Raw genomic sequence first — 21,904 nt, 5'->3', positions numbered from 1 at the left:
AAAAAGAGAATGGTTAAGCAAAATGAAATTACGGTCAAAGGTGCCCGTGTCAACAACCTGAAAAACATTGATGTTGTGATTCCGCGTGATAAACTCGTCGTTATTACGGGGTTATCAGGTTCGGGGAAATCATCACTGGCATTTGATACCTTATATGCGGAAGGACAACGTCGCTATGTTGAATCGCTGTCTTCTTATGCACGCCAATTTTTAGGGCAGATGGAAAAACCCGATGTCGATATGATTGAAGGTTTATCGCCAGCCATTTCGATTGATCAAAAAACAACGAATCATAACCCACGCTCAACCGTGGGAACAGTGACAGAAATCAATGATTATTTACGGTTGTTATTTGCCCGAGTCGGACATCCAATGTGCCCGACGCACAACATTGAAATTAAGGCACAAACAATTGGTCAAATGGTTGAACGGATTATGCAGTTGCCTGAACGCACACGGATTAGTTTGTTGGCGCCACTCGTGCGCGGTAAAAAAGGTGAACATAAAAAATTGCTACAAGATATTAAAAAAGAAGGTTATGTCCGTGTTCGGGTCGACGGTATCATTTATGATGTCGCTGAAGAAATAACCATTGAAAAGAACAAAAAGCATACGATTGATATTATCGTTGATCGTGTGGTTGTGAAAGAAGGCATTGAAACACGCCTATCGGATTCACTCGAAGCTGCCTTGCGTCTTGCCGACGGTTATGCCGTTATCGATGTAGTTGATGGTGAAGAACTGCTCTTTAGTGAACATTACGCTTGTCCGTACTGTGGTTTTAATGTTGGTGAACTTGAGCCGCGTCTCTTTTCATTCAACGCCCCTTATGGCGCGTGTGAAACGTGTGATGGGTTAGGGCGCACCTTGAAAGCTGATGTCGAACTCGTCATACCAGACATGAATAAAAACTTGCGTGATGGCGCAATTGTAGCTTGGAATCCCATCAGCACAAAGTATTATCCGCAAATGTTAGCCAGTGCCTGTCGTGACTTTAACATTGATATGACTGTCCCTTTTGCTGAACTCGCGGAAGATGATAAAAAACTATTGTTGTGGGGATCGGGTGACCGCTTGTTCCACTTTCATTATACGAATGAATTCGGTAATACGAAAGATGTTGATATTGCGTTTGAAGGCGTCTTGAATAATATTGAACGCCGCTACAAAGAAACAAGCTCTGACTTTGTTCGTGACACGATGCTGACTTACATGGCTGAACAATCTTGTAAAGCATGTAAGGGTTACCGCCTCAATGAGAAAGCACGGTCAGTTAAAATTGCCGATCGTCACATTGGTGAAGTGTGTGAATTAGCAATTTCGGACTCGATTGACTGGATTAAAACGTTAGCATTGAGCGCACAAGATAGCCAAATAGCAGAACCAATCGTGAAAGAAGTGAGCAACCGGTTAGGTTTTTTAGACAATGTCGGCTTGGAATATTTGACGCTTGGCCGCACCGCCGGTACCTTGTCAGGTGGAGAAGCGCAACGAATTCGCTTAGCGACACAAATCGGTTCGAAATTGAGTGGGGTCCTTTATATTTTAGATGAACCATCGATTGGTTTGCATCAGCGTGACAATGATCGCCTCATCCAAACCTTAAAAGATATGCGTGACTTAGGCAACACGTTAATTGTCGTCGAACATGACGAAGATACGATGTTAGCAGCCGATTACTTAATCGATGTAGGTCCAGGCGCAGGTGAACATGGTGGTGAAATTGTTGCTGCGGGTACACCTGAAAAAGTGATGAAGAGTCGTAAATCATTGACCGGGAAATATTTAAGTGGCAAAGCCTTTATTCCGGTGCCGGCAACACGTCGCAGTGGCAATGGCAACTTCCTCACGGTCAAAGGGGCGACGGAGAATAATTTGAAAAATATCAATGTGAGTATTCCGCTTAATACATTCACAGTTGTAACCGGTGTATCAGGTTCGGGTAAGAGTACGCTTGTTAATGAAATTATCCGTAAGTCGCTTTCACGTCAAGTCAATCGGGCCAATGTGAAACCAGGGCAACATAAGAGTATCACTGGAATCGAACATATTGAAAAAGTGATTGATATTAACCAGTCACCAATCGGTCGAACACCGCGATCGAATCCAGCAACATACACCGGTGTATTTGATGATATCCGTGACTTGTTTTCGGTGACAAACGAGGCGAAGGTACGTGGCTATAAAAAAGGTCGCTTTAGTTTTAATGTTAAAGGTGGTCGTTGTGAAGCTTGTCGCGGCGATGGTATTTTGAAAATCGAAATGCATTTCTTGCCGGATGTGTATGTGCCGTGTGAGGTGTGCCATGGAAAACGTTATAATAGCGAAACGTTAGATGTGCATTATCGCGGTAAGAACATCAGTGATATATTATCGATGACGATAGAAGAGGGTGTTGAATTCTTCAAAAACGTCCCTAAAATCGAACGGAAGTTACAGACGCTCGTTGATGTCGGTTTAGGGTATGTACGACTAGGTCAACCAGCCACCACCTTATCAGGTGGTGAAGCGCAACGGGTTAAACTGGCATCTGAGTTACATAAACGTTCAAACGGCAAGTCATTCTATATTTTAGATGAACCGACAACCGGTTTGCATGCAGATGATATAAAACGACTGTTAACAGTGATGCAACGACTTGTTGATAATGGCGATTCAGTGCTCGTAATTGAGCATAATTTAGATGTGATTAAACAAGGCGATTATGTGATTGATTTAGGGCCAGAAGGCGGTGCCGGTGGCGGTCAAATTATCGCGACAGGTACGCCAGAAACAATCTGTGAGGTGAAGGCTTCTTATACAGGGAAATACTTGAAAGCGGTTATGAACCGTGATAAAGACCGTACGAAGGCTAAGGTGAAAACAGTTAAGTAAGTGTCTACAATCTGAGCTCAGTCATGTGACTGAGCTTTTTTTGAGTGAGTCCGAGGTTAAAATCAACCTTTAGACCTATGACAAACGCAGGGCTGTGCGACATAATAAAGGTATAGTAAATAAGGTAACAACACATAGGATTAATAAAGGAAGAGGAGTGACAAAGATGGAAAATGAACGTAAACGCATTTTAGAATTTGTAAAGCAGGGTGTCATTACAACGGAAGAAGCCTTGGTTTTATTAGAAAATATGGCGAAAAAAGAAGGGGTTACGACTGCTGAAGAGAAAATGAACAGCAGCCAGACTGCGAAGCAACAAACCGACAGCAATGAGACAAACACAAGCCAATCGTCACAATGGCAGCAACAAGATAAGACCGTTGAACAGCCAAGTTTGGGCGATCAAGTGGGGAGCTTTGTAACTGATGCGTTCAAACAAATTAAAGAAGCAGCAGTTCCCTTTTTAAAACCAGCACGGATGGAACGTGCGTTCGTGTATCAAAATCCGACTGCCTCAAATATTACCTTGGATGTCTTTAATGGCAATATTACTGTTCGTCAAAGTAAGGATGAGGACCTTCATCTATTTGTTAAAGTGCAAAACTATCAACCATTAAAACAAGAACATATTGAAACATATTTCTTTGAACAAACGAGTCTTGCTTATGATGCCGATAGTTTCACCTTTAAATCACCATCAAAAGGCTTGCGTGTCAGTGTTGAAATCGCCTTGCCGGTGACAACATATGACTTAATTTCATTGAAAACATTGAATGGGACGATTGATATCGCTACTTTACGTTGCAATGATTTATTGGCTAAAACAACCAATGGTAACGTGATCATTGAAGGGTTAGAAGCGACTGATGCTGATATCCAATCAATCAATGGTGAATTACGATTGCACGATGGTCAACTCCGTCAACTTGAAATGACCACGGTCAATGGTCCAATTAATTATACTGGCGAATGTAAGCAAGTCGGCTTGCAAACAAAAAACGGTTCAATTACTGCCCGACTTGAAGGGAACGGTACGGAAGATGCCAACATCAAAACAACTGCGGGTGCGATTAAAGTGAGCTTGCCAAATACAATTGGAATTGATGGTGATTTACGTTCTAATTTCGGTAAGATTCAATTGAATTTAGCCGACTTTGATTTATTGCTTGACGAAAAAGATAAGGTGAAGAAACATAAGTTATTTACGAAAATGCCGTTATCACCAGGGAATGTTACCTTAGTCTGTGATAGCTCGGCTGGAAATATCCAAATCGAAGAATATCGTTCATAAGGAGAGTGCTTACAATGAGAAAAAAATTAATGAAATCAAAAACAGATCGTAAGTTAGCCGGAGTTTGTGGAGGTTTAGCCACTTATTTTAATATTGATGCCACGATTGTGCGTTTGGTTTTCGCCCTTGGTGCGATTCTAGGTTTTGGCTCGCTATTTGTAATATATGTGGTATTATGGTTAGTACTACCTGAAGAAACACCGTCTGATTATTACCGTACAACCGCAAAACAAGCAGACGGGGAACAGGTGTCCAATAAAACATGGTAGATGAAAGGAGTGGGTGCAAAGATGAAATTTATTAGTGGCGTGCTTATTAATGCCGTCTTATTCATCGCCATTGCCGGATTCACTCAAAGTTTTCACGTGGCCTCTATTTGGGTCGCTCTCGGTGCGAGTTTTGTATTAGCCGTATTGAATGTGTTGCTGAAACCAATCTTATTGATTTTAACGTTGCCGATTAATTTTTTAACGTTAGGATTATTTACGTTTATTATCAATGCGTTTCTATTGCAGTTAACCTCGAAAATTATTGGTGGAGATGTCTTTGCCATTGCCTCATTTAGCGTAGCCATTCTAATTGCGATTGTGATGACGCTTGTTAATATGATTGTTGGTTCGGCCTTAAAAAAACAAGGATAATGTAAACAGGTGAAACAGCTAAACTGAACGTCTTTAAATGAAATCAAAGCCGAATGTAAGAACGCTTATATTAAATCTGGCGGACATACGACCTGTATGTCCGTTTTTATTGACGTGTCATTAGTCAGAAAGCGGTTAACATGGTAAACTAAAATAAAACTGTGAAAGAGGTGACAAGGTCACAACGATTTTGTTGGACCGTATACTATGATGGAACCAAGTGTAACTGTACAAGCCTTATTCGAGAATATGCATTTTAAATTAGTGACTGGTGAAAACGGCTTGAATCGCAAGATAGAAGTGAGTGATCTATCGCGTCCAGGTTTAGAATTGTCAGGTTTTATGAATTACTATCCCGAAGACCGGATTCAATTATTTGGTATGGCTGAAACCTCATACTTAGAAAGTCTCTCATCTGCAAAGAAACGCGCCCTGTTTGATAAACTTTGTACGCCGCGGACACCGGCATTTGTAATCGCCCGTAGTTTGCCAGCCCCGACTGAGTTGCTTGAAATTGCAACAGAACGAGGGATACCAGTACTCAGTTCGAAATTAAAAACAACACGTTTATCTGTCTATATTACTAACTTTTTAGAAACTGAATTAGCCCCAATTAAAACAATGCATGGTGTACTCGTTGATATATACGGTATCGGTGTCTTAATCCGTGGGAAGTCAGGCGTTGGTAAAAGTGAAACAGCTTTGGAGCTTGTGCAACGTGGCCATCGTCTGGTAGCAGATGACTCGGTAGAAATTCGTCAATTAGACGGGATTACTTTAATTGGTCGTTCACCTAAATTAATTGAGCATTTACTCGAAATTAGAGGACTTGGCATTGTCAATGTCATGGATCTTTTCGGTGCTGGTTCAGTTCGGCCAGATAAAAAGATTTCGTTAGTTATTGATTTAGAGTTATGGGATGCAGAAAAACAATACGATCGTGTCGGTTTAGAAGAATTGACAACGGCTATTTGTGACGTCCAGGTTCCTAAAATTACAGTGCCGGTTCGCCCAGGTCGTAACTTAGCGGTTATTATCGAAGTCGCATGTATGAACTTTCGTTTGAAACAATTAGGTAATAATGCGGCGCAAACATTTAATGAAAACTTGACCCGCGAAATAAAAAATAAAACGAACAACTAAGAGGTGGAATTATGACAGAAGCACTCAATCCGATTGCTTTTCAACTCGGTGGCTTGGCCATTCATTGGTATGGCATTATTATTGCGTCGGCTGTCGCTATTTCATTTGTCATCACGGTGCCAGAAGCAAAAAAACAAGCGTTTAACTTTGATTATTTTATTGATTTACTCATTTGGGCGATTCCATTAGCGATTGTCTCAGCTCGTATATATTACGTGGCCTTTGAATGGTCGTATTACGGTGCGCACCCAAGTGAAATCATTAAAATTTGGGAAGGTGGCATCGCCATCTATGGCGCCTTGATTGGTGCAATTGTGACGACGCTCATCTTCACACGATTGAAGCATATTTCTTTTTGGCAAGTGGTTGATATTGCCGCGCCAGCCTTGATTATTGCACAAGCAATTGGTCGCTGGGGCAATTTTATGAATCAAGAAGCATATGGCGAAGCGGTTAGTCGTTCCTTTTTAGAAGGTCTCCATTTACCCGCGTTTATCATTAATCAAATGAACATCGATGGTGTTTATCATCAGCCGACGTTTTTATATGAATCACTCTGGAACATTGTCGGTTTCATAGTCTTGCTCCTTATTCGTCGCAGACTGCCGTTGAAGCGTGGCGAAGTGTTCTTAAGCTATGTCATCTGGTATTCGTTCGGTCGCTTTTTTATCGAAGGTATGCGAACCGATAGCTTAATGTTGAGTTTAGTAGGAGTTAACATTCGTATTTCGCAACTATTGGCGCTTATTTTGGTGGTTGGCTGTATCGGTTTATGGGTGTATCGTCGCTTAACGACAAAGCATTTACCTTATTATCGCAATTAACTGGAACAGCCTGGTGGATTTTCATTGCCAGGCTGTTTCGTTTTTGAAACTGCCTATTTACGTTTGATGGACTGAAACGAAGGGTAAAATATGATATACTTACGTACGGAAAAACAATCGAAAGGAGTGCAGATATGCCTGATTCAAAATCAACGCAACTTTATTTTTTGCATCCCACACCAGAATTGTATTTTACAAAAGGGACAAAAGCATTTGAAGCAAATGATTTACCAGCAGCAATTAAATATTTGACGAGAGCAATGGGACTTGCACCTGAAAACACGTTGATCATTTGTCAGTTGGCAATCTGTTACACCGAACAAGCCGATTATGAACAATCAAACGAGTTATTAAATCGCGCCTTGAAGTTAGACTATAAACCATACTTTTATTATTTTATGGCGAATAACTATGCTACTTAGCTAATTTCAAACAAGCGATTTATTATTCGAGACGCTATTTACAAGCAAAGCCACGTGGTGAATATGCAGCTGTTGCACGTGAACTTTTACGGGTGTTGGAAGAACGGTTTGAGGCCGAAAAAGAAGTTGAAGCCGTTAAGCCGCTTGTGCGTGAGCGCACACCACTTGAACTAGCGCAACAACAGGTGATTGAAACGGTCGATGGCTATTTGCGTGATGGGTATGTCACTAAAGCTATCCGCTACTTAGAACAAGCGAGATTGACCGATGACCTTCCAATCTATGCAATCGAGTTAAGTGTCTTATACAATCGTCAAAATCGGAAAAATGATGCGAAACAGTTATTGAATCAAATTGAGTCACAGTATGAAGGTCATTATTTAGCACGTTGTCAGCGGGCGGTTTCGGCATACTACGAAGGTCAGTGGGACTTATTTAAGACGTATGCAACCGAGTTAGCGACAGTCTATCCGTTCACCAGTCATGAACAGCTTGAAGGTGCGATTGTTAAAACGTTGGCACGCGACTATGCGGGTGCTTTAGCGATGTTTACAAAATTAAATGAAGCGACCGGCTCACATCGGAAATTTTACTTTTATGCATCCAAGGCCGCCTATTATCAAGGGAACGAACCATTATCGAACTATTATTGGCAACAGTTTGGTAACTATGATTATGAAGAACCTTATGCCAATATTTGGTTAACACATTCCCAAAATGAGGCAGTTCATGCCGATGAAGAACAAATGTTGCTTGGCCTGCAAAGTGACAATCAAGTTGAACGTCTATGTGGCTTACTACAGTTAACGCAATCGACCAATAAGATCGAATATATGCATTTTTCACTGCATTTTAGTCCGAATCAATTCAATGATTTGGAAAGAGGTTTTTGTACAACACCAACGACTGCTAAAGGAGAACAACCGTCGTTAGCCGTTGCTAACGGTCAGTTTTCTTTGGCGACTGCGTCTGAACTGATACGAATCGGTTATAACGTTACACGTGAAACATTACCGTTGTATCGACGACTCTTTGCTTATGTTAATGATCAAACCGTACATAAAAGTCATTGTGATACAGTGGAACAACCGCTCTTACTAGCGGCGTTGCTTTATCAGTATAATCAAGCAACAGCTCAGAAAGTAACGAAGCGAGCATTAATGCAACAGTTCGGGGTCTCGCAAAGCCAATTGAATAAATTTATTAAGAAAACACAAGCATATTGTTAGACGGCAATAGCTGAAGTATTTAGTATAGAGATATGAATACCAAGAGGAGGATGACAATGTCAACCGAAGAGAAGATTTATGACGTTATTATAATAGGAGCGGGTCCTGCCGGAATGGCAGCTGCACTTTATGCATCGCGCTCAGAATTGAGCACATTAATGATTGAACGCGGCGTGCCTGGTGGGCAAATGGTCAATACAGCCGAAGTTGAAAACTACCCAGGCTTTGATAATATTACGGGACCTGATTTATCAGTTAAGATGATGGAAGGCGCGAAACAATTTGGCGCTGAATATGCTTATGGTGATATTAAAGGGATTGAAGATCATGATACGTATAAAATTGTCACTGCTGGTAAAAAAAAGTTACACTGCGCGAGCGGTTGTGATTGCCACAGGAGCGGAGCATCGTAAAGTTGCTGTTGAGGGCGAAGACGCGTATAGCGGTCGCGGTGTTTCATATTGCGCAGTCTGTGATGGTGCCTTCTTTAAAAACCAAGAATTGATTGTCATTGGTGGGGGCGACTCAGCTGTTGAAGAAGGGACTTACTTAACACGTTTTGCCGATAAAGTAACGATTGTTCATCGTCGTGATAAGTTACGTGCAACACCGTTAATTCAAAAGCGTGCATTTGATAATGAAAAAGTCGATTTCATTTGGAATCATACGATTAAAGCAATCAAAGGCGATGACAAAAAAGTCGGGTCAGTCGTGTTAGAAAATACGGTTGATGGTTCAACCCAAGAAATAGCGGCATCGGGTGTGTTTGTTTATGTCGGTATTATTCCGCTGACAGAACCATTTAAAGATCTCGGCATTTTAAATGAAGAAGGCTATATTAAAACAAACCGTAACATGGAAACAAGTATTCCGGGTATCTTTGCTGCTGGCGATGTGCGCGACACAAACTTACGTCAAATTGTAACAGCTGCAGCAGATGGTGGGATTGCTGGTCAATTTGTACTGAAATATTTAGAAGACTTAGAAGAACGTGAAGCGGCTGAAACTAAATAAGTGCTTACAAAAAACAGGTCATCGTCCATCAACAGACGATGACCTGTTTTTTTGACCATTTTTACTTACAGTTAGCTCTTTATGTGGTATGATATTAAACGGAGCCGGGTGTGTCATTTTACAATAAAAAGATGAGAGCATGGTGCGTATAAATGAGAAAAAGACGAATTGTTATTATTGGTGGCGGGACAGGATTGCCAGTTATTTTAAGAGGGTTACGCCAACATTATTTAGATATTACAGCCGTTATTACTGTCGGTGATGATGGTGGTAGCTCAGGTAAAATTAGAAAGCAAATTGATGTTATTCCGCCTGGCGATATTCGTAACGCCTTGTCTGCTTTATCAGAAAGTGAGAGCAGTATTGCCCGTGTCTTTCAATATCGTTTCCAAAATGATGGTGAGCTAAAAGGACATGTGGTAGGGAACTTACTATTAGCAGCGTTAACCGATATGCATGGGGATGCGCTCGAGGCGATTGCTGATTTGAGCAATATTTTAAACGTAAAAGGGGTTGTGTTACCAGCAACGACGATTCCATTACAATTGCAAGCAGAAATGGCCGATGGCTCAATTGTCTTAGGTGAGTCCAATATTCCAAAAGTGCGGTTACCGATTAAAAAATTGGAGATTGTGCCTGACGACGCCCGGGCATCACAACGGGTAGTAGCTGCGATTAAAGAAGCGGATCTAATTGCTTTTGGTCCAGGTAGTCTGTATACGAGTATTTTACCGAATTTACTGGTGCATGATATAGCAGAGGCAGTTGTTGCGTCGCGAGCAAAAAAAGTATATGTTTGTAACATTTTGACTCAGTTAGGCGAAACCGAAGGGTTTAGCGATGCGGATCACGTACGGGTTTTACACGAGCATGTCGGAGCGAAATTTATCGATCGTATGTTAGTGAATGAAAAGAAAGTGGCACCTGCCTTATTCATCCTGACGGAGTAAACCAGGTTATGACAGATTTAAAAGGGATGCAAGAGCAAGAAGTTGAACCGTTGTACGATAATTATCTTGACACATCGGATGGTTTTGTCCGACATGACGCCAGTTTAGTGGTTGAAAAATTAATTGCTCTGATTGATAAAAGCCGTCATTCATAAGGAGGGAAAGAACGATGTCTTTTGCATCAGATACAAAAAAAGAAATCACCCAGTTGAGCGTTTCTAATGAAGAAGCGCGAGCGGAGTTGTCTGCGATTATTCGAATGAATGGGACGTTGGCGATTGCAAATGGCATGAGTGTCGTGAATGTGCAGACACAAAATGCGGCGATTGCACGACGGATCTATTCGTTGCTTAAACAAGTCTACAATTTACCGATTGAATTATTAGTCCGTAAAAAAATGCAATTGAAGAAAAACAATGTGTACTTAGTCCGTTTGAAAGTTAATGCAGCGAAAGTATTGGAAGACCTTGAAATTACGAAAGGTAGTTTTATGTTCTCCGATGAGTTGCCACACTTTTTAAACGGTAATTCGTTATATGAGCGGTCTTATTTACGTGGTGCTTTTTTGGCAAGTGGGTCGGTTAATAATCCCGATAAGACCTCGTATCATATGGAAATCATGACCTTGTATAAAGAGCATGGTGAAGCTTTACGAGACTTATTGAATCATTTTGATGTCAACGCCCGTATTTTAAGCCGTAAAAAGGGCTACATCGTTTATTTGAAAGAGGCCGAAAAAATTACGGACTTCCTCAATTTAATTGGAGCCCATGTGGCGCTAATGCGGTTTGAAGATGTCCGCATTTTACGAGATATGCGCAACTCAGTCAATCGTTTAGTCAACTGTGAAACAGCCAATCTAAATAAAACGATTAGTGCGGCTGTTCGACAAATAGATAATATTAAATACATTGCCAACACGGTAACGGTGGAAGCTCTGCCAGATAAATTACGAGAAATTGCCTTACTCCGTGTCAAATATCCGGATGTATCATTGGCGGAATTAGGTGACATGTTATCAACGGGTCCAATTAGTAAGTCGGGCATTAATCACCGCCTACGAAAACTTGATCAAATTGCAAATCGTCTGAAAGCGGGCGAAGAATTAAAAGATATTGTATTCAAGTAAAACGGAGGTGCCAGATGTTTAACAATCAGAAGATATTACCAGCGGTGAGAACGATGAAAGAATTTGATCGGATGCTCAAAACATCATTTGAGTACGGCGTTATTTTAAATGTTCATATTAACATGCTCGCAAGTCTGGTTGACTATGCGAATCGTTCAGGCAAAAAGATGTTTTTACATGCTGACTTAGTGAGCGGTCTTAAAACCGATGAGGCAGGAACAGAATTTCTCTGTCAAACGATTAAACCGTATGGTATTATTTCAACAAAAGGCAGTGTTGTTACTACCGCAAAACAAAAAAGGGGTGGTCGCAACCCAACGCGCGTTCATTCTCGACTCAAGTGCCTTGGAACGAAGCATTAATATTATAAGCAAGACGAACCCTGATTATGTTGAAGTGCTCCCTGGTGTGATTCCGAAGGTAATTCGAACTGTAGTCGAACAAACGGGTAAACCTGTTTTTGCAGGAGGGCTGATTGATACAGCCGAAGAAGTTGAGGCAGCATTAGCCGCGGGAGCATCGGCTATTACAACTTCTAATTATAAATTATGGGATTTATATGATAAAAAGTAACTATTTATAAAAAAATCCGCTTTTGTGACAGAAATTTGTCAGAAACGATTGACAACGCTTACATGCTGTTTTATACTAAGGTTAAGTTAATGGAAACGTGATGAGACGATGAGATCTGCGGGAAAAACCTAATCTATTAGGTTGTTTTACTGCGGATTTTTTTGCGGGTGTTTTGGCGGAATTGCTATTATAACTACATAGAACCCAGTCGCGTAGCTTATCAAAACGATAAGTTCTAAATCCCATTACATACACGAGGAGGTATCATTATGGATACGAGTATAGGATTACAGTTTTTAGGCGAAATTTTAGGAACGTTTATCTTGATTTTATTTGGTGGCGGCGTTGTAGCAGGTGTCGTACTAGATAAAACAAAAGCAACTGGTGCAGGCTGGGTCGTCATTACAATTGCTTGGGGTCTTGCAGTTGCGATGGGGGCATATGTATCGGGTTACTTAAGCTTAGCACATTTAAATCCAGCGTTAACAATTGGGTTGGCAGCAGCTGGAAACTTCCCTTGGGCTGATGTGCCTGCTTACGTTGGTGGTCAATTTATCGGTGCCTTTTTAGGCGCAACAGTCGTGTGGTTACATTACTACCCACACTGGAAAGCAACAAAAGATCAAGGTGCTAAATTAGGTGTCTTTGCAACTGGTCCTGCTATTCGTCACTATACATCAAACGTTTTTGGTGAAGTTGTTGGTACATTCGCACTTGTATTCGGTATTTTATCTTTCGGTGCTAATGTCAATATTGGTGCAGGTTATAACCCATTAATCGTTGGGGCGTTAATCGTTGTTATCGGTATGTCACTTGGTGGTACTACTGGTTATGCACTTAACCCTGCTCGTGACTTAGGACCTCGTATTATGCATGCGCTTTTACCGATTTCAGGTAAAGGTGGATCTGATTGGGCGTACGCTTGGGTACCTGTGATTGGACCTTTATTAGGAGCAACAATCGCAGCGACAGCGTACAAAGCGATTATTAACCATGAAGTAAGTGCTTGGTTATTCGTTAGTATCATTGTTTTAGTTATCGTTGAATTCATCGCAATGTCAGCTGATAAAAAAGCAGGAAACAACTAAATCGTTATTAAAGGAGAGAGAAAATGATGGAAAAAAAATATATCTTAGCAATTGACCAAGGAACAACAAGTACACGGGCAATGCTTTTAAACAAACAAGGTAAAATTTTAGGAACAGAGCAACGCGAATTCACACAACATTTCCCTGAATCAGGTTGGGTAGAACACGATGCCAATGAAATTTGGAGTAGTGTGTTAGCAACAATGTCAGGTGTATTAGTTAAAACAGGCGTTAACGCACAAGAAATTGCTGGTATTGGGATTACAAACCAACGTGAAACAGCGGTTGTTTGGGATAAAGCGACAAGCAAGCCAATCTATCATGCGATTGTATGGCAATCACGTCAAACTGTCGATATTTGTACAGACTTAAAAGCCAAAGGTTACGAAAAAATGGTAACTGACAAAACAGGTTTGTTACTTGACCCTTATTTTGCAGGAACAAAAGTACGTTGGATTTTAGATCATGTCGATGGTGCGCAAGAACGTGCTGAAAAAGGTGAGTTAGCCTTCGGTACAATTGACACATGGTTGATTTGGAAATTAAGTGGCGGTAAAGTACACGTTACCGATTACTCAAATGCAAGCCGTACGTTAATGTACAATATTTACGACCTTAAATGGGATGAAGAATTGTTAGAAATGTTAAATGTACCAGCTGCAATGTTACCTGAAGTACATGATTCTTCACATGTATACGGACACACTGTGGGTTACCACTTCTTCGGTCTCGAAACACCAATCGCTGGTGTGGCAGGGGATCAACAAGCGGCGTTATTCGGCCAAGGTTGTTTCGAAAAAGGTATGGGTAAAAACACTTATGGTACCGGTGGTTTCTTATTAATGAACACTGGCGACAAAGCAATTAAATCACAAAATGGTTTGTTAACAACACTTGCATGGGGCATCAACGGTAAAGTAAGTTATGCACTTGAAGGTAGTATCTTTGTGGCTGGTTCAGCCTTACAATGGCTACGTGATGGTTTACGTATGGTTAAGACAGCGCCTGAAACAGAAGAATATGCGACGCGTGTCGATTCAACTGAAGGTGTGTACGTTGTACCGGCCTTTGTAGGTCTTGGTGCACCTTACTGGGATGCTGAAGCGCGTGGAGCAGTCTTTGGTTTAACACGTGGAACAACAAAAGAACACTTTATCCGTGCGACGTTAGAATCATTAGCATACCAAACACGCGATGTTATCGACAGCATGGAAAAAGATTCAGGTATTAAACTTGAAACACTACGTGTCGATGGTGGTGCAAGTGCGAATAACTTCTTAATGCAATTCCAAAGTGATTTATTACAAGTTCCAGTTGAACGCCCAGAAAACAAAGAGACAACTGTTTTAGGAGCAGCCTTCTTAGCTGGTTTAGCTGTTGGTTTCTGGAAAGATAAAGAAGAAATCAACCAATACTGGAGCTTAGAACATAAATTTGAACCAGTTGCTGGAACTGAAAAAGAAGAGTTGTTATATGAAGGCTGGCAAAAAGCGGTTAAAGCAACACAAGTCTTTAAATAATCACAAGTTGTACAATGATTTAACACTTTACGAACATTTTCGCTTAATTGATGAGAATACTTGTTAAAAATGCTGAATTATGATACACTTGTGTCAAGTTAATAAATTGGTCGGAGATTCCGAGAGACTGCACAAGTTTAGTTCAATACTAAGCATTCGTGCAGTCTCTTTCTTTTTATGAAATCTGTGGCTAAATTAAGATAGAGGGAGTCGATAAGCATGTCTGTTAAATTTTCAGGATTAGATCGTCAAAGTAAATTAGATAAACTTACGTCAGAAGAATTTGATATTTTAGTAATCGGTGGAGGAATTACTGGTGCTGGTATCGCTTTAGATGCTGCCACTCGTGGGATGAAGGTAGCGGTAGTCGAAATGCAAGATTTCGCTGGTGGAACATCAAGTCGTTCAACTAAATTAGTGCACGGTGGTTTACGTTACTTAAAACAATTACAAATTGGTGTCGTAGCTGAAGTTGGTCGCGAACGTGCGATTGTATATGAAAATGGTCCTCATGTAACAACACCTGAATGGATGTTATTACCGTTTCATAAAGGCGGTACTTTCGGTTCATTTACAACATCAATCGGCTTGCGTGTGTATGATTTCTTAGCACAGGTGAAAAAAAGGCGAACGTCGTATTATGTTATCACCTTCTGAAACATTAAAAAAAGAACCACTTGTTAAAAAACAAAAGATCTTAAAGGTGGCGGTTACTATGTTGAGTACCGTACGGATGATGCGCGTTTAACAATTGAAGTTATGAAAGCTGCCATCGCTAAAGGCGCTTGGCAATCAACTATGTAAAATCAAATAACTTTATTTATGACGATAATCGTCAAATTATCGGTGCTGATATTACGGATGTTGAAACAGGTACTGCTTACAAAGTAAGTGCAAAACAAGTAATCAATGCTGCAGGTCCATGGGTTGATGAAGTTCGTGGTAAAGACTACGCTAAAAACAATAAACAACTTCGTTTAACGAAAGGTGTTCATATTGTCTTTGATCAATCAGCTTTCCCGTTACATCAAGCAGTTTACTTCGATACACCGGATAAACGGATGGTGTTTGCGATTCCGCGTGATGGTAAAACATATGTCGGTACAACAGACACAGTATATGAAGCAGATAAATTACATCCAAAAGTAAACAAAGCAGATCGTGATTACATAATTGAAGCGATTCATTACATGTTCCCTAAAGTTAACATCACAAAAGATGATGTTGAATCAAGTTGGTCAGGTGTACGTCCACTGATTTTTGAAAAAGGGAAAGATCCTTCAGAAATTTCACGTAAAGATGAAATTTGGGAAGCTGAAAGTGGCCTCTTAACAATTGCTGGTGGTAAATTAACGGGTTACCGTAAAATGGCAGAAAACATTGTCAATGTCGCTGTTAAACGTATGCCAAACCGTGGATTTAGTGAAAAAACACAAACAGAACATTTACCGATTTCTGGTGGTGATGTTGGTGGTTCGAAAGCGTTTGCTGGTTTCGTGGCTAAAAAAGCGAAAGAAGCTGTTAACTTCAACTTAACTGAAGAAGAAGGCCGTTACTTAGCAGATAAATATGGTACAAACGTTGATACACTCTTTGCTTATGCAAAAGCATCTAACGAAGCAGATATTGCACCAGTTGTTGATGCGCAATTAATGTATGCGATTGAACATGAAAGTGTTGTACGTCCAGTCGATTTCTTCGTTCGTCGTACAGGTTCAGTATTCTTTAACGTTAAATGGGCACAAAAATGGGAAGCTGCCGTTGTTGCTAAAATGACGCGTATCTTCGGTTGGACACCTGCGCAAGTTGAAGAATATACACATGATTTAGACGTTGAAATTAAAGACTCGATCAAACCGGTTGATGAAGATTAATCGTTTGTAATAAATTATATTTGTTGTTCACTTTTCCGAGATGACAACCTAAAGCCCGCTAAACAATTGTTTAGCGGGCTTTTATGATGCTTGGAGCGGTGAAGAAGCTGCGTTCATCTGTCAGACAAATGCTTGCAACGGGAAATAGTTGCAGACCTTTTATCTTCCAATATCTTCGAAGTTGAACGAGCTGCTGTCACTTTTGTTCTTCCAGTTCCATCAGCTAACTTCTGGGATATTTCAGCTAAAAGGCAGCGACCGGAAATAGTCGCAGACCTTTTATCTTCCAATATCTTCGAAGTTGAACGAGCTGCTGTCACTTTTGTTCTTCCAGTTCCATCAGCTATAGGCTGTCTAAATTTCGCCTTTTCGTTTCGACACAGATAGCCGAATACTCAAAGCCTCCAATTTAGTTGCCTATGACGAGCTGCTGTCACTTTTGTTTATTTCCCTCTTTGGAATTTTGAAAAGACTAATGTTAAGACAAAGGGAATTACAATTGCGAGTAACATTCCTAAGGCGAAGATTGCCCAACCGGGTTTCATAATCGAAACAATGCCTGGTAAACCACCGACACCGATGCTAAAGGCTTTTACCTTTGCGATGGTGATGATACAACCCGCGAGACCCGCTCCGATAATGGCAGCGTAGAACGGATAGCGATAGCGTAAGTTAACACCGAAGAGGGCAGGTTCAGTCACTCCGAGAGAGGCAGTTAAGGCTGCTGTTCCGGCTAATGATTTGTCTTTTTGGCGTTTGAACACAAAGACCATCGCAAGGGTTGCGGCGCCTTGTGCTAAGTTTGACATGACAAGGATTGGCCATAAGAAAGTACTGCCTGTTGAGCCAATCAATTGTAAGTCGACGGCGAGGAAGAGATGGTGCATGCCGGTAATAACGAGGGGAGCGTATAAGAGGCCATAGATGAAGCCGCCTAGTCCAGGGGCAACGTTGAAAATGTTGACGATGCCATCTGTAATGAGGCCCGCGATAAACATTGTCACCGGTCCGATAATGATGAATGAGAGGATGCCTGTGACCAATAACGCGATAGGTGCCACCAATAATAAGTGGAAGGCTTCTTTGATGTGTTTCTTTAAGAAAAGTTCAATCTTAACGAGAACGTAAGTAGCCGCTAAAATCGGGAGCACCTGTGCTTGGTAACCGACTTTCTCAATTTCCCAACCAAAGAGATTCCAATGAGGAACTTCCCCCGCTAAACGCGCATCAGCAAGGCCATAGGCATTGAGGAGCGACGGGTTGACGAGCACTAATCCAAGTACGATTCCGAGCAGAGGATTTCCACCGAATTTTTTACTGGCAGACCAACCGACTAAGACGGGGAGAAAAGCAAAGGCAGTACTGGCGATGATGTTAATCATGTCAGCAACTCCGGCCCATTGTGGATAAGCCTCGATTATAGGCTGCTTCATAAAGATATCAGGGCCAGTAAGAAGGTTATTAATGCCGAGTAGTAAGCCGGCAGTGATGATGGCAGGGAGGATAGGGACAAAAATATCAGCCAAGCCTAAGAGGGCTCGTTGTAGCCAATTTTGTTTTTTTGCAGAGGCATGCTTAACGTCAGCTTTAGTTGTTTCTTTATCGACGCCTGTTAACTCAGCAAAGGTTGCGAATACTTTTTCGACAGTACCGGTACCGATAATGACTTGAAACTGGCCGTTAGCAGAGAACGAACCTTTCACGACATCAATCTCATCGAGCGCAGCTTCGTCGACGAGGGTGTCGTCCTTTAAAACTAAACGTAAACGTGTGACGCAGTGACTAGCGGTTTGAACGTTTTCTTTACCGCCGACCGCTGCAATGATTTTTTGTACTTCTTCTGGAGTATATGACATGTTCTTTCACCTCAATCTTTAGATTTTTGTAAGCGAATACATCTTTCTGAAAGGTTGTTGCGTTAATTAACAAAATCATCGTAACATGTATATACAAGTTAGTCAAATGGCAAAAAAAAAACCGAACGTCTAGTTCGGTTTTTTGGAAAATAGCTAAAAGATGTCTATGTGTTTATTTAAGAGCTTTACTGCTTACGATAATATCGTCAATTAAACCATAGGCTTTAGCTTCTTCAGCAGTCATGAAATTGTCGCGATCAGTATCTTGTTCGATCTTTTCAAGCGGTTGACCGGTGCGTTCTGCGATGATTTTATTTAATTTAGCACGTGTTGCTAAAATATGACGAGCAGCAATTTCAATTTCAGTCGCTTGCCCTTGTGCACCACCTAATGGTTGGTGAATCATGATTTCTGCATTCGGCAAAGCAAAGCGTTTGCCAGGTGCGCCTGCAGTTAATAAGAACGAACCCATCGATGCAGCCATTCCCATTGCCATCGTTTGAACATCGGCTTTGATAAACTGCATCGTATCATAAATAGCCATCCCTGCAGTGACGCTTCCGCCAGGTGAGTTAATGTAAAGGTAAATATCTTTATCAGGATCTTGTGCATCTAAAAAGAGTAATTGTGCAATAATGGAATTGGCAACGTCATCGTTGACCTGGCTTCCGAGCATAATGATGCGGTCTTTAAGTAGGCGTGAGTAAATATCGTAAGAACGTTCGCCACGCGATGTTTGTTCGATCACTGTTGGAATTAAGTTCATAAAAAAGCCCTCCTCTAATTTAACAATCTAATAATTATACTACACGTTAGGTCAATCAAGGTCAATTGAAGTGATTCAATTAAATAATGACGAGAAACACCTAGGAAGCAGCTGTCAGAAAAACAGAGTTCAATCCCTTAATTGCCACGTATGATAGCCTTATTTTACCATATTTTTCAAAAGAGATGTGATAACTCTGTTTGACAAACTTGTATATACAAGTTATTATTGGAGAGAAAGAAAGGTGGGGCTAAAGATGACAATTGAAGAATGGCAATCATATAGCGTGTATCAAATTTATCCAAAGAGTTTTAATGATGCTAACGGTGATGGATTTGGTGATATTGAAGGGATTCGCGAAAAAATCCCTTATTTAAAAAAACTTGGAATTGATATGATTTGGATTACACCGATCCAACCCTCACCACAAAAAGACAACGGCTACGATATATCGGAGTACTGTGCCATTAATCCACAGTACGGCACGCTGTTAGAATTCAAGCAGTTGTTAAACGATCTCCATGAAGTCGGGATTAAACTGATGATGGATATGGTGCTCAACCATACGTCAACCGAACATCAATGGTTTCAAGCGGCTAAGCAATCACGAAGTCATCCGTACCATGATTATTACATATGGCAAGAAGGCACACCTGCGCAACCGCCAACGAATTGGCAGTCTAAATTCGGCGGCAGTAGTTGGGGTTATAATGAAGCGACAGCGGAATATTATTTGCATTTATTTGATACGACCCAGGCCGATTTGAATTGGCGAAATCCAAGTGTTCGCGCAGAAATAAAAAAAAATACTGCGTTTTTGGGCCGAACTTGGCGTTGATGGATTTCGATTAGATGTTATTAATTTGATTTCTAAGCCGACGCTCTTTCTTAATGATGATGAAGGTGATGGTCGTCGTTTTTATACAGATGGTAAACAAGTAGAGTCCTATTTAAAAGAATTAAATGAAGAAATTTTCAGTCCTTATGGTATCCTTACGGTTGGTGAAATGTCATCGACCTCAATGGCCGCTTGTATTGAATACACTAAACCAGCTAATAACGAGTTAAGTATGACCTTTAATTTCCACCATTTAAAGGTCGATTATCGAGATGGTGATAAATGGCAGCTGATGCCAATGAATATAAGTGCGTTGAAAGCGTTGTTGAGTGATTGGCAAAGAGGGATGCAAGCAAAGGGTGGCTGGAACGCATTGTTTTGGTGCAACCATGATCAACCACGGATAGTGTCACGTTATGGTAATGACTCAGATGAATACAGGGAACTATCTGCTAAAATGTTAGCGCTTGTTTTGCATGGACTACAAGGGACACCTTATATATATCAAGGTGAAGAAATCGGAATGACGAATCCAGATTGGCACGCAATTGATGAGTTTGAAGACGTAGAAACGTTGAATCAATTTGAGCTAATTCAACAAAAAGGACAGACAGCAGACGAAGCCTTTGCAGCCGTCAGCGCTCGCTCGCGTGATAATGGTCGCACGCCAGTACAATGGGACGCCAGTCAACAGGCTGGATTCACAACAGGTAAACCATGGTTGAAAATTGCGAGTAATTATACTAAGATAAACGTAGCAGAATGCTTAAGTCGAGCGGATTCAATCTTTTACTTTTATCAAAAATTAATTGCGTTACGAAAGGTAGAAGCAACGCTCATTACAGGGCAATTCAGGCGGTATGATCGTCCCGAAGAAGGTGTGTTTGCGTACGATCGTATTGCTGGGGATGAGGTTATTCGTGTCGTAGCGAATTTCACTGATCAACCCGTTGTGTTTGAATGGGCGACACCTATCCATTTGGCTGAAACATTACTGACAAACTATGAAGGAGACGCTACAAACGATCAAACGAAACTAACCTTAAGACCATATGAAAGCATCATGTGGAAAGGAACTGTAGTTGTCTAAGTGGGGAAACGAATGGCGAGTCAAAATAAGTTTATGAAAATTTACGAAGAACTAGCACAAGCGATTGATGAAAAAAAATATCGTGTTGGTGAACCACTCCGTAGTGAAAATGATTTAGCTGAGCAATATAACGTTTCGCGTGAAACAGTACGTAAGGCGCTTCGACGTTTGCGAGAAACCGGTTATATTCAAAAACAACAGGGTAAAGGGTCGATTGTATTAGATCAAACGCGGTTTGATTTTCCTGTATCGGGCTTGACGAGTTTTAAAGAATTGATGACAGTGAAAGCAAAAGCGACCACAACGAAGGTCATCCGCAATGAAGAACAAGTATTGCCACTCGAAATTTCGAAGCGACTAGGTATGCGCTCTGATACACCGGTCATTCACTTGACACGTGTGCGGTTTATCGATGATGAAGCTGTTATTATCGATGATGATTATTTAGCAAAAGAATTTGTAGCTGAGATGCCAACAAAACGGGCCGAAGATTCGATCTATGATTATATGGAAAAGGACCTCGGTTTGACGATTGATTTTGCCCATAAACAATACACAGTCGAACCAGTGACGCTCGAAGATCAACAGTTATTAGATCTTCATGGTGATACACATGTTGTTGTTGTAAGAAGTGATGTTCATCTTGAAAACACCGCTTTTATTCAATATACGATTTCACGACATCGTTTGGATAAGTTCCGCTTTGTCGATTTTGCCCGCCGTCAAAATAAATAAGGTTGACAATAACGTCTGTGATAGCTACAATTACAAGTGTGTTCGTT

The 21,904-nt window shown here is 41.0% G+C and carries 14 protein-coding genes and 5 pseudogenes; 17 read left to right on the top strand and 2 right to left on the bottom strand.

Going from position 1 to position 21,904, the window contains the following annotated elements; genetic code table 11:
• Positions 1-9: 9 nt before the first annotated feature.
• The 15 genes and pseudogenes from uvrA to BCAMP_RS05570 all read left to right on the top strand — a co-directional run bounded on the left by uvrA (position 10) and on the right by BCAMP_RS05570 (position 16,572).
• A complete protein-coding gene (uvrA, locus tag BCAMP_RS05640; protein WP_035314361.1) occupies positions 10-2,874 on the top strand; it encodes an excinuclease ABC subunit UvrA in 2,865 nt (954 codons plus the stop codon).
• A gap of 166 nt (positions 2,875-3,040) precedes the next feature.
• The gene (locus tag BCAMP_RS05635) at positions 3,041-4,165 is read left to right on the top strand and encodes a DUF4097 family beta strand repeat-containing protein (protein WP_035314359.1); all 1,125 of its coding nucleotides are present in this window, start codon (positions 3,041-3,043) and stop codon (positions 4,163-4,165) included.
• A 14-nt stretch (positions 4,166-4,179) separates the two neighbouring features.
• Positions 4,180-4,434 (top strand): PspC domain-containing protein, encoded by a 255-nt coding sequence (locus BCAMP_RS05630; protein WP_051456911.1) that lies wholly within the window; start codon positions 4,180-4,182, stop codon positions 4,432-4,434.
• A gap of 21 nt (positions 4,435-4,455) precedes the next feature.
• Positions 4,456-4,806: a phage holin family protein gene (locus tag BCAMP_RS05625; protein ID WP_035314357.1), complete on the top strand. Its 351-nt coding sequence runs from the start codon at positions 4,456-4,458 to the stop codon at positions 4,804-4,806.
• Positions 4,807-5,016: 210 nt separating this feature from the next.
• Positions 5,017-5,949 (top strand): HPr(Ser) kinase/phosphatase, encoded by a 933-nt coding sequence (gene hprK / locus BCAMP_RS05620; RefSeq protein WP_035314455.1) that lies wholly within the window; start codon positions 5,017-5,019, stop codon positions 5,947-5,949.
• An 11-nt stretch (positions 5,950-5,960) separates the two neighbouring features.
• Positions 5,961-6,773: a prolipoprotein diacylglyceryl transferase gene (gene lgt, locus BCAMP_RS05615; protein WP_035314355.1), complete on the top strand. Its 813-nt coding sequence runs from the start codon at positions 5,961-5,963 to the stop codon at positions 6,771-6,773.
• Between the two features lie 134 nt (positions 6,774-6,907).
• Complete coding sequence (locus tag BCAMP_RS05610; protein ID WP_035314353.1) at positions 6,908-7,195, top strand: tetratricopeptide repeat protein; 288 nt, start codon at positions 6,908-6,910, stop codon at positions 7,193-7,195.
• 95 nt (positions 7,196-7,290) lie between these two features.
• A complete protein-coding gene (locus tag BCAMP_RS05605) occupies positions 7,291-8,424 on the top strand; it encodes a tetratricopeptide repeat protein (RefSeq protein ID WP_156921153.1) in 1,134 nt (377 codons plus the stop codon).
• 56 nt (positions 8,425-8,480) lie between these two features.
• Positions 8,481-9,438 (top strand): annotated as a pseudogene (gene trxB / locus BCAMP_RS05600) (thioredoxin-disulfide reductase).
• A gap of 152 nt (positions 9,439-9,590) precedes the next feature.
• Positions 9,591-10,543, top strand: a pseudogene (locus tag BCAMP_RS05595) (gluconeogenesis factor YvcK family protein).
• Positions 10,544-10,557: 14 nt separating this feature from the next.
• Complete coding sequence (gene whiA, locus BCAMP_RS05590) at positions 10,558-11,517, top strand: DNA-binding protein WhiA (protein ID WP_035314349.1); 960 nt, start codon at positions 10,558-10,560, stop codon at positions 11,515-11,517.
• Between the two features lie 14 nt (positions 11,518-11,531).
• Positions 11,532-12,090 (top strand): annotated as a pseudogene (locus tag BCAMP_RS05585) (glycerol-3-phosphate responsive antiterminator).
• A gap of 266 nt (positions 12,091-12,356) precedes the next feature.
• The gene (locus BCAMP_RS05580; protein WP_035314347.1) at positions 12,357-13,178 is read left to right on the top strand and encodes an MIP/aquaporin family protein; all 822 of its coding nucleotides are present in this window, start codon (positions 12,357-12,359) and stop codon (positions 13,176-13,178) included.
• Positions 13,179-13,204: 26 nt separating this feature from the next.
• Positions 13,205-14,698, top strand: a complete 1,494-nt coding sequence (gene glpK, locus BCAMP_RS05575) for a glycerol kinase GlpK (protein WP_035314345.1) — start codon at positions 13,205-13,207, stop codon at positions 14,696-14,698.
• Positions 14,699-14,917: 219 nt separating this feature from the next.
• A pseudogene (locus BCAMP_RS05570) lies at positions 14,918-16,572 on the top strand (glycerol-3-phosphate dehydrogenase/oxidase).
• A 443-nt stretch (positions 16,573-17,015) separates the two neighbouring features.
• Here the strand turns inward: BCAMP_RS05570 and treP are convergent.
• Both treP and clpP read right to left on the bottom strand, forming a co-directional pair.
• Complete coding sequence (gene treP / locus BCAMP_RS05565) at positions 17,016-18,428, bottom strand: PTS system trehalose-specific EIIBC component (protein WP_035314344.1); 1,413 nt, start codon at positions 18,426-18,428, stop codon at positions 17,016-17,018.
• A gap of 172 nt (positions 18,429-18,600) precedes the next feature.
• Positions 18,601-19,194 carry an ATP-dependent Clp endopeptidase proteolytic subunit ClpP gene (gene clpP / locus BCAMP_RS05560; protein WP_035314342.1) on the bottom strand — a complete coding sequence of 198 codons (594 nt, stop codon included), beginning with the start codon at positions 19,192-19,194 and terminating at the stop codon, positions 18,601-18,603.
• Positions 19,195-19,450: 256 nt separating this feature from the next.
• On the opposite strand from clpP, the pseudogene treC reads away from it, so the two are divergent.
• Together treC and treR are read left to right on the top strand one after the other, a co-directional pair.
• Positions 19,451-21,122 (top strand): annotated as a pseudogene (gene treC / locus BCAMP_RS05555) (alpha,alpha-phosphotrehalase).
• Positions 21,123-21,134: 12 nt separating this feature from the next.
• Complete coding sequence (treR, locus tag BCAMP_RS05550) at positions 21,135-21,857, top strand: trehalose operon repressor (RefSeq protein WP_035314340.1); 723 nt, start codon at positions 21,135-21,137, stop codon at positions 21,855-21,857.
• The last annotated feature ends 47 nt before the right edge of the window (positions 21,858-21,904 follow it).

This window comes from Brochothrix campestris FSL F6-1037 (assembly GCF_000525915.1).
GTDB classification, from domain to species: Bacteria; Bacillota; Bacilli; order Lactobacillales; family Listeriaceae; genus Brochothrix; species Brochothrix campestris.
Note: the sequence above shows the minus strand (reverse complement) of the source record. Positions and strands in the feature narration are given on the sequence as shown.

What these genes read in the sequence shown, in the direction of transcription:
- uvrA (WP_035314361.1), top strand. Translation starts at nt 10, where the DNA reads ATGGTTAAGCAAAATGAAATTACGGTCAAAGGTGCCCGTGTCAACAAC.
- BCAMP_RS05635 (WP_035314359.1), top strand. Translation starts at nt 3,041, where the DNA reads ATGGAAAATGAACGTAAACGCATTTTAGAATTTGTAAAGCAGGGTGTC.
- BCAMP_RS05630 (WP_051456911.1), top strand. Translation starts at nt 4,180, where the DNA reads ATGAGAAAAAAATTAATGAAATCAAAAACAGATCGTAAGTTAGCCGGA.
- BCAMP_RS05625 (WP_035314357.1), top strand. Translation starts at nt 4,456, where the DNA reads ATGAAATTTATTAGTGGCGTGCTTATTAATGCCGTCTTATTCATCGCC.
- hprK (WP_035314455.1), top strand. Translation starts at nt 5,017, where the DNA reads ATGGAACCAAGTGTAACTGTACAAGCCTTATTCGAGAATATGCATTTT.
- lgt (WP_035314355.1), top strand. Translation starts at nt 5,961, where the DNA reads ATGACAGAAGCACTCAATCCGATTGCTTTTCAACTCGGTGGCTTGGCC.
- BCAMP_RS05610 (WP_035314353.1), top strand. Translation starts at nt 6,908, where the DNA reads ATGCCTGATTCAAAATCAACGCAACTTTATTTTTTGCATCCCACACCA.
- whiA (WP_035314349.1), top strand. Translation starts at nt 10,558, where the DNA reads ATGTCTTTTGCATCAGATACAAAAAAAGAAATCACCCAGTTGAGCGTT.
- glpK (WP_035314345.1), top strand. Translation starts at nt 13,205, where the DNA reads ATGGAAAAAAAATATATCTTAGCAATTGACCAAGGAACAACAAGTACA.
- treP (WP_035314344.1), bottom strand. Translation starts at nt 18,428, where the DNA reads ATGTCATATACTCCAGAAGAAGTACAAAAAATCATTGCAGCGGTCGGC.
- clpP (WP_035314342.1), bottom strand. Translation starts at nt 19,194, where the DNA reads ATGAACTTAATTCCAACAGTGATCGAACAAACATCGCGTGGCGAACGT.
- treR (WP_035314340.1), top strand. Translation starts at nt 21,135, where the DNA reads ATGGCGAGTCAAAATAAGTTTATGAAAATTTACGAAGAACTAGCACAA.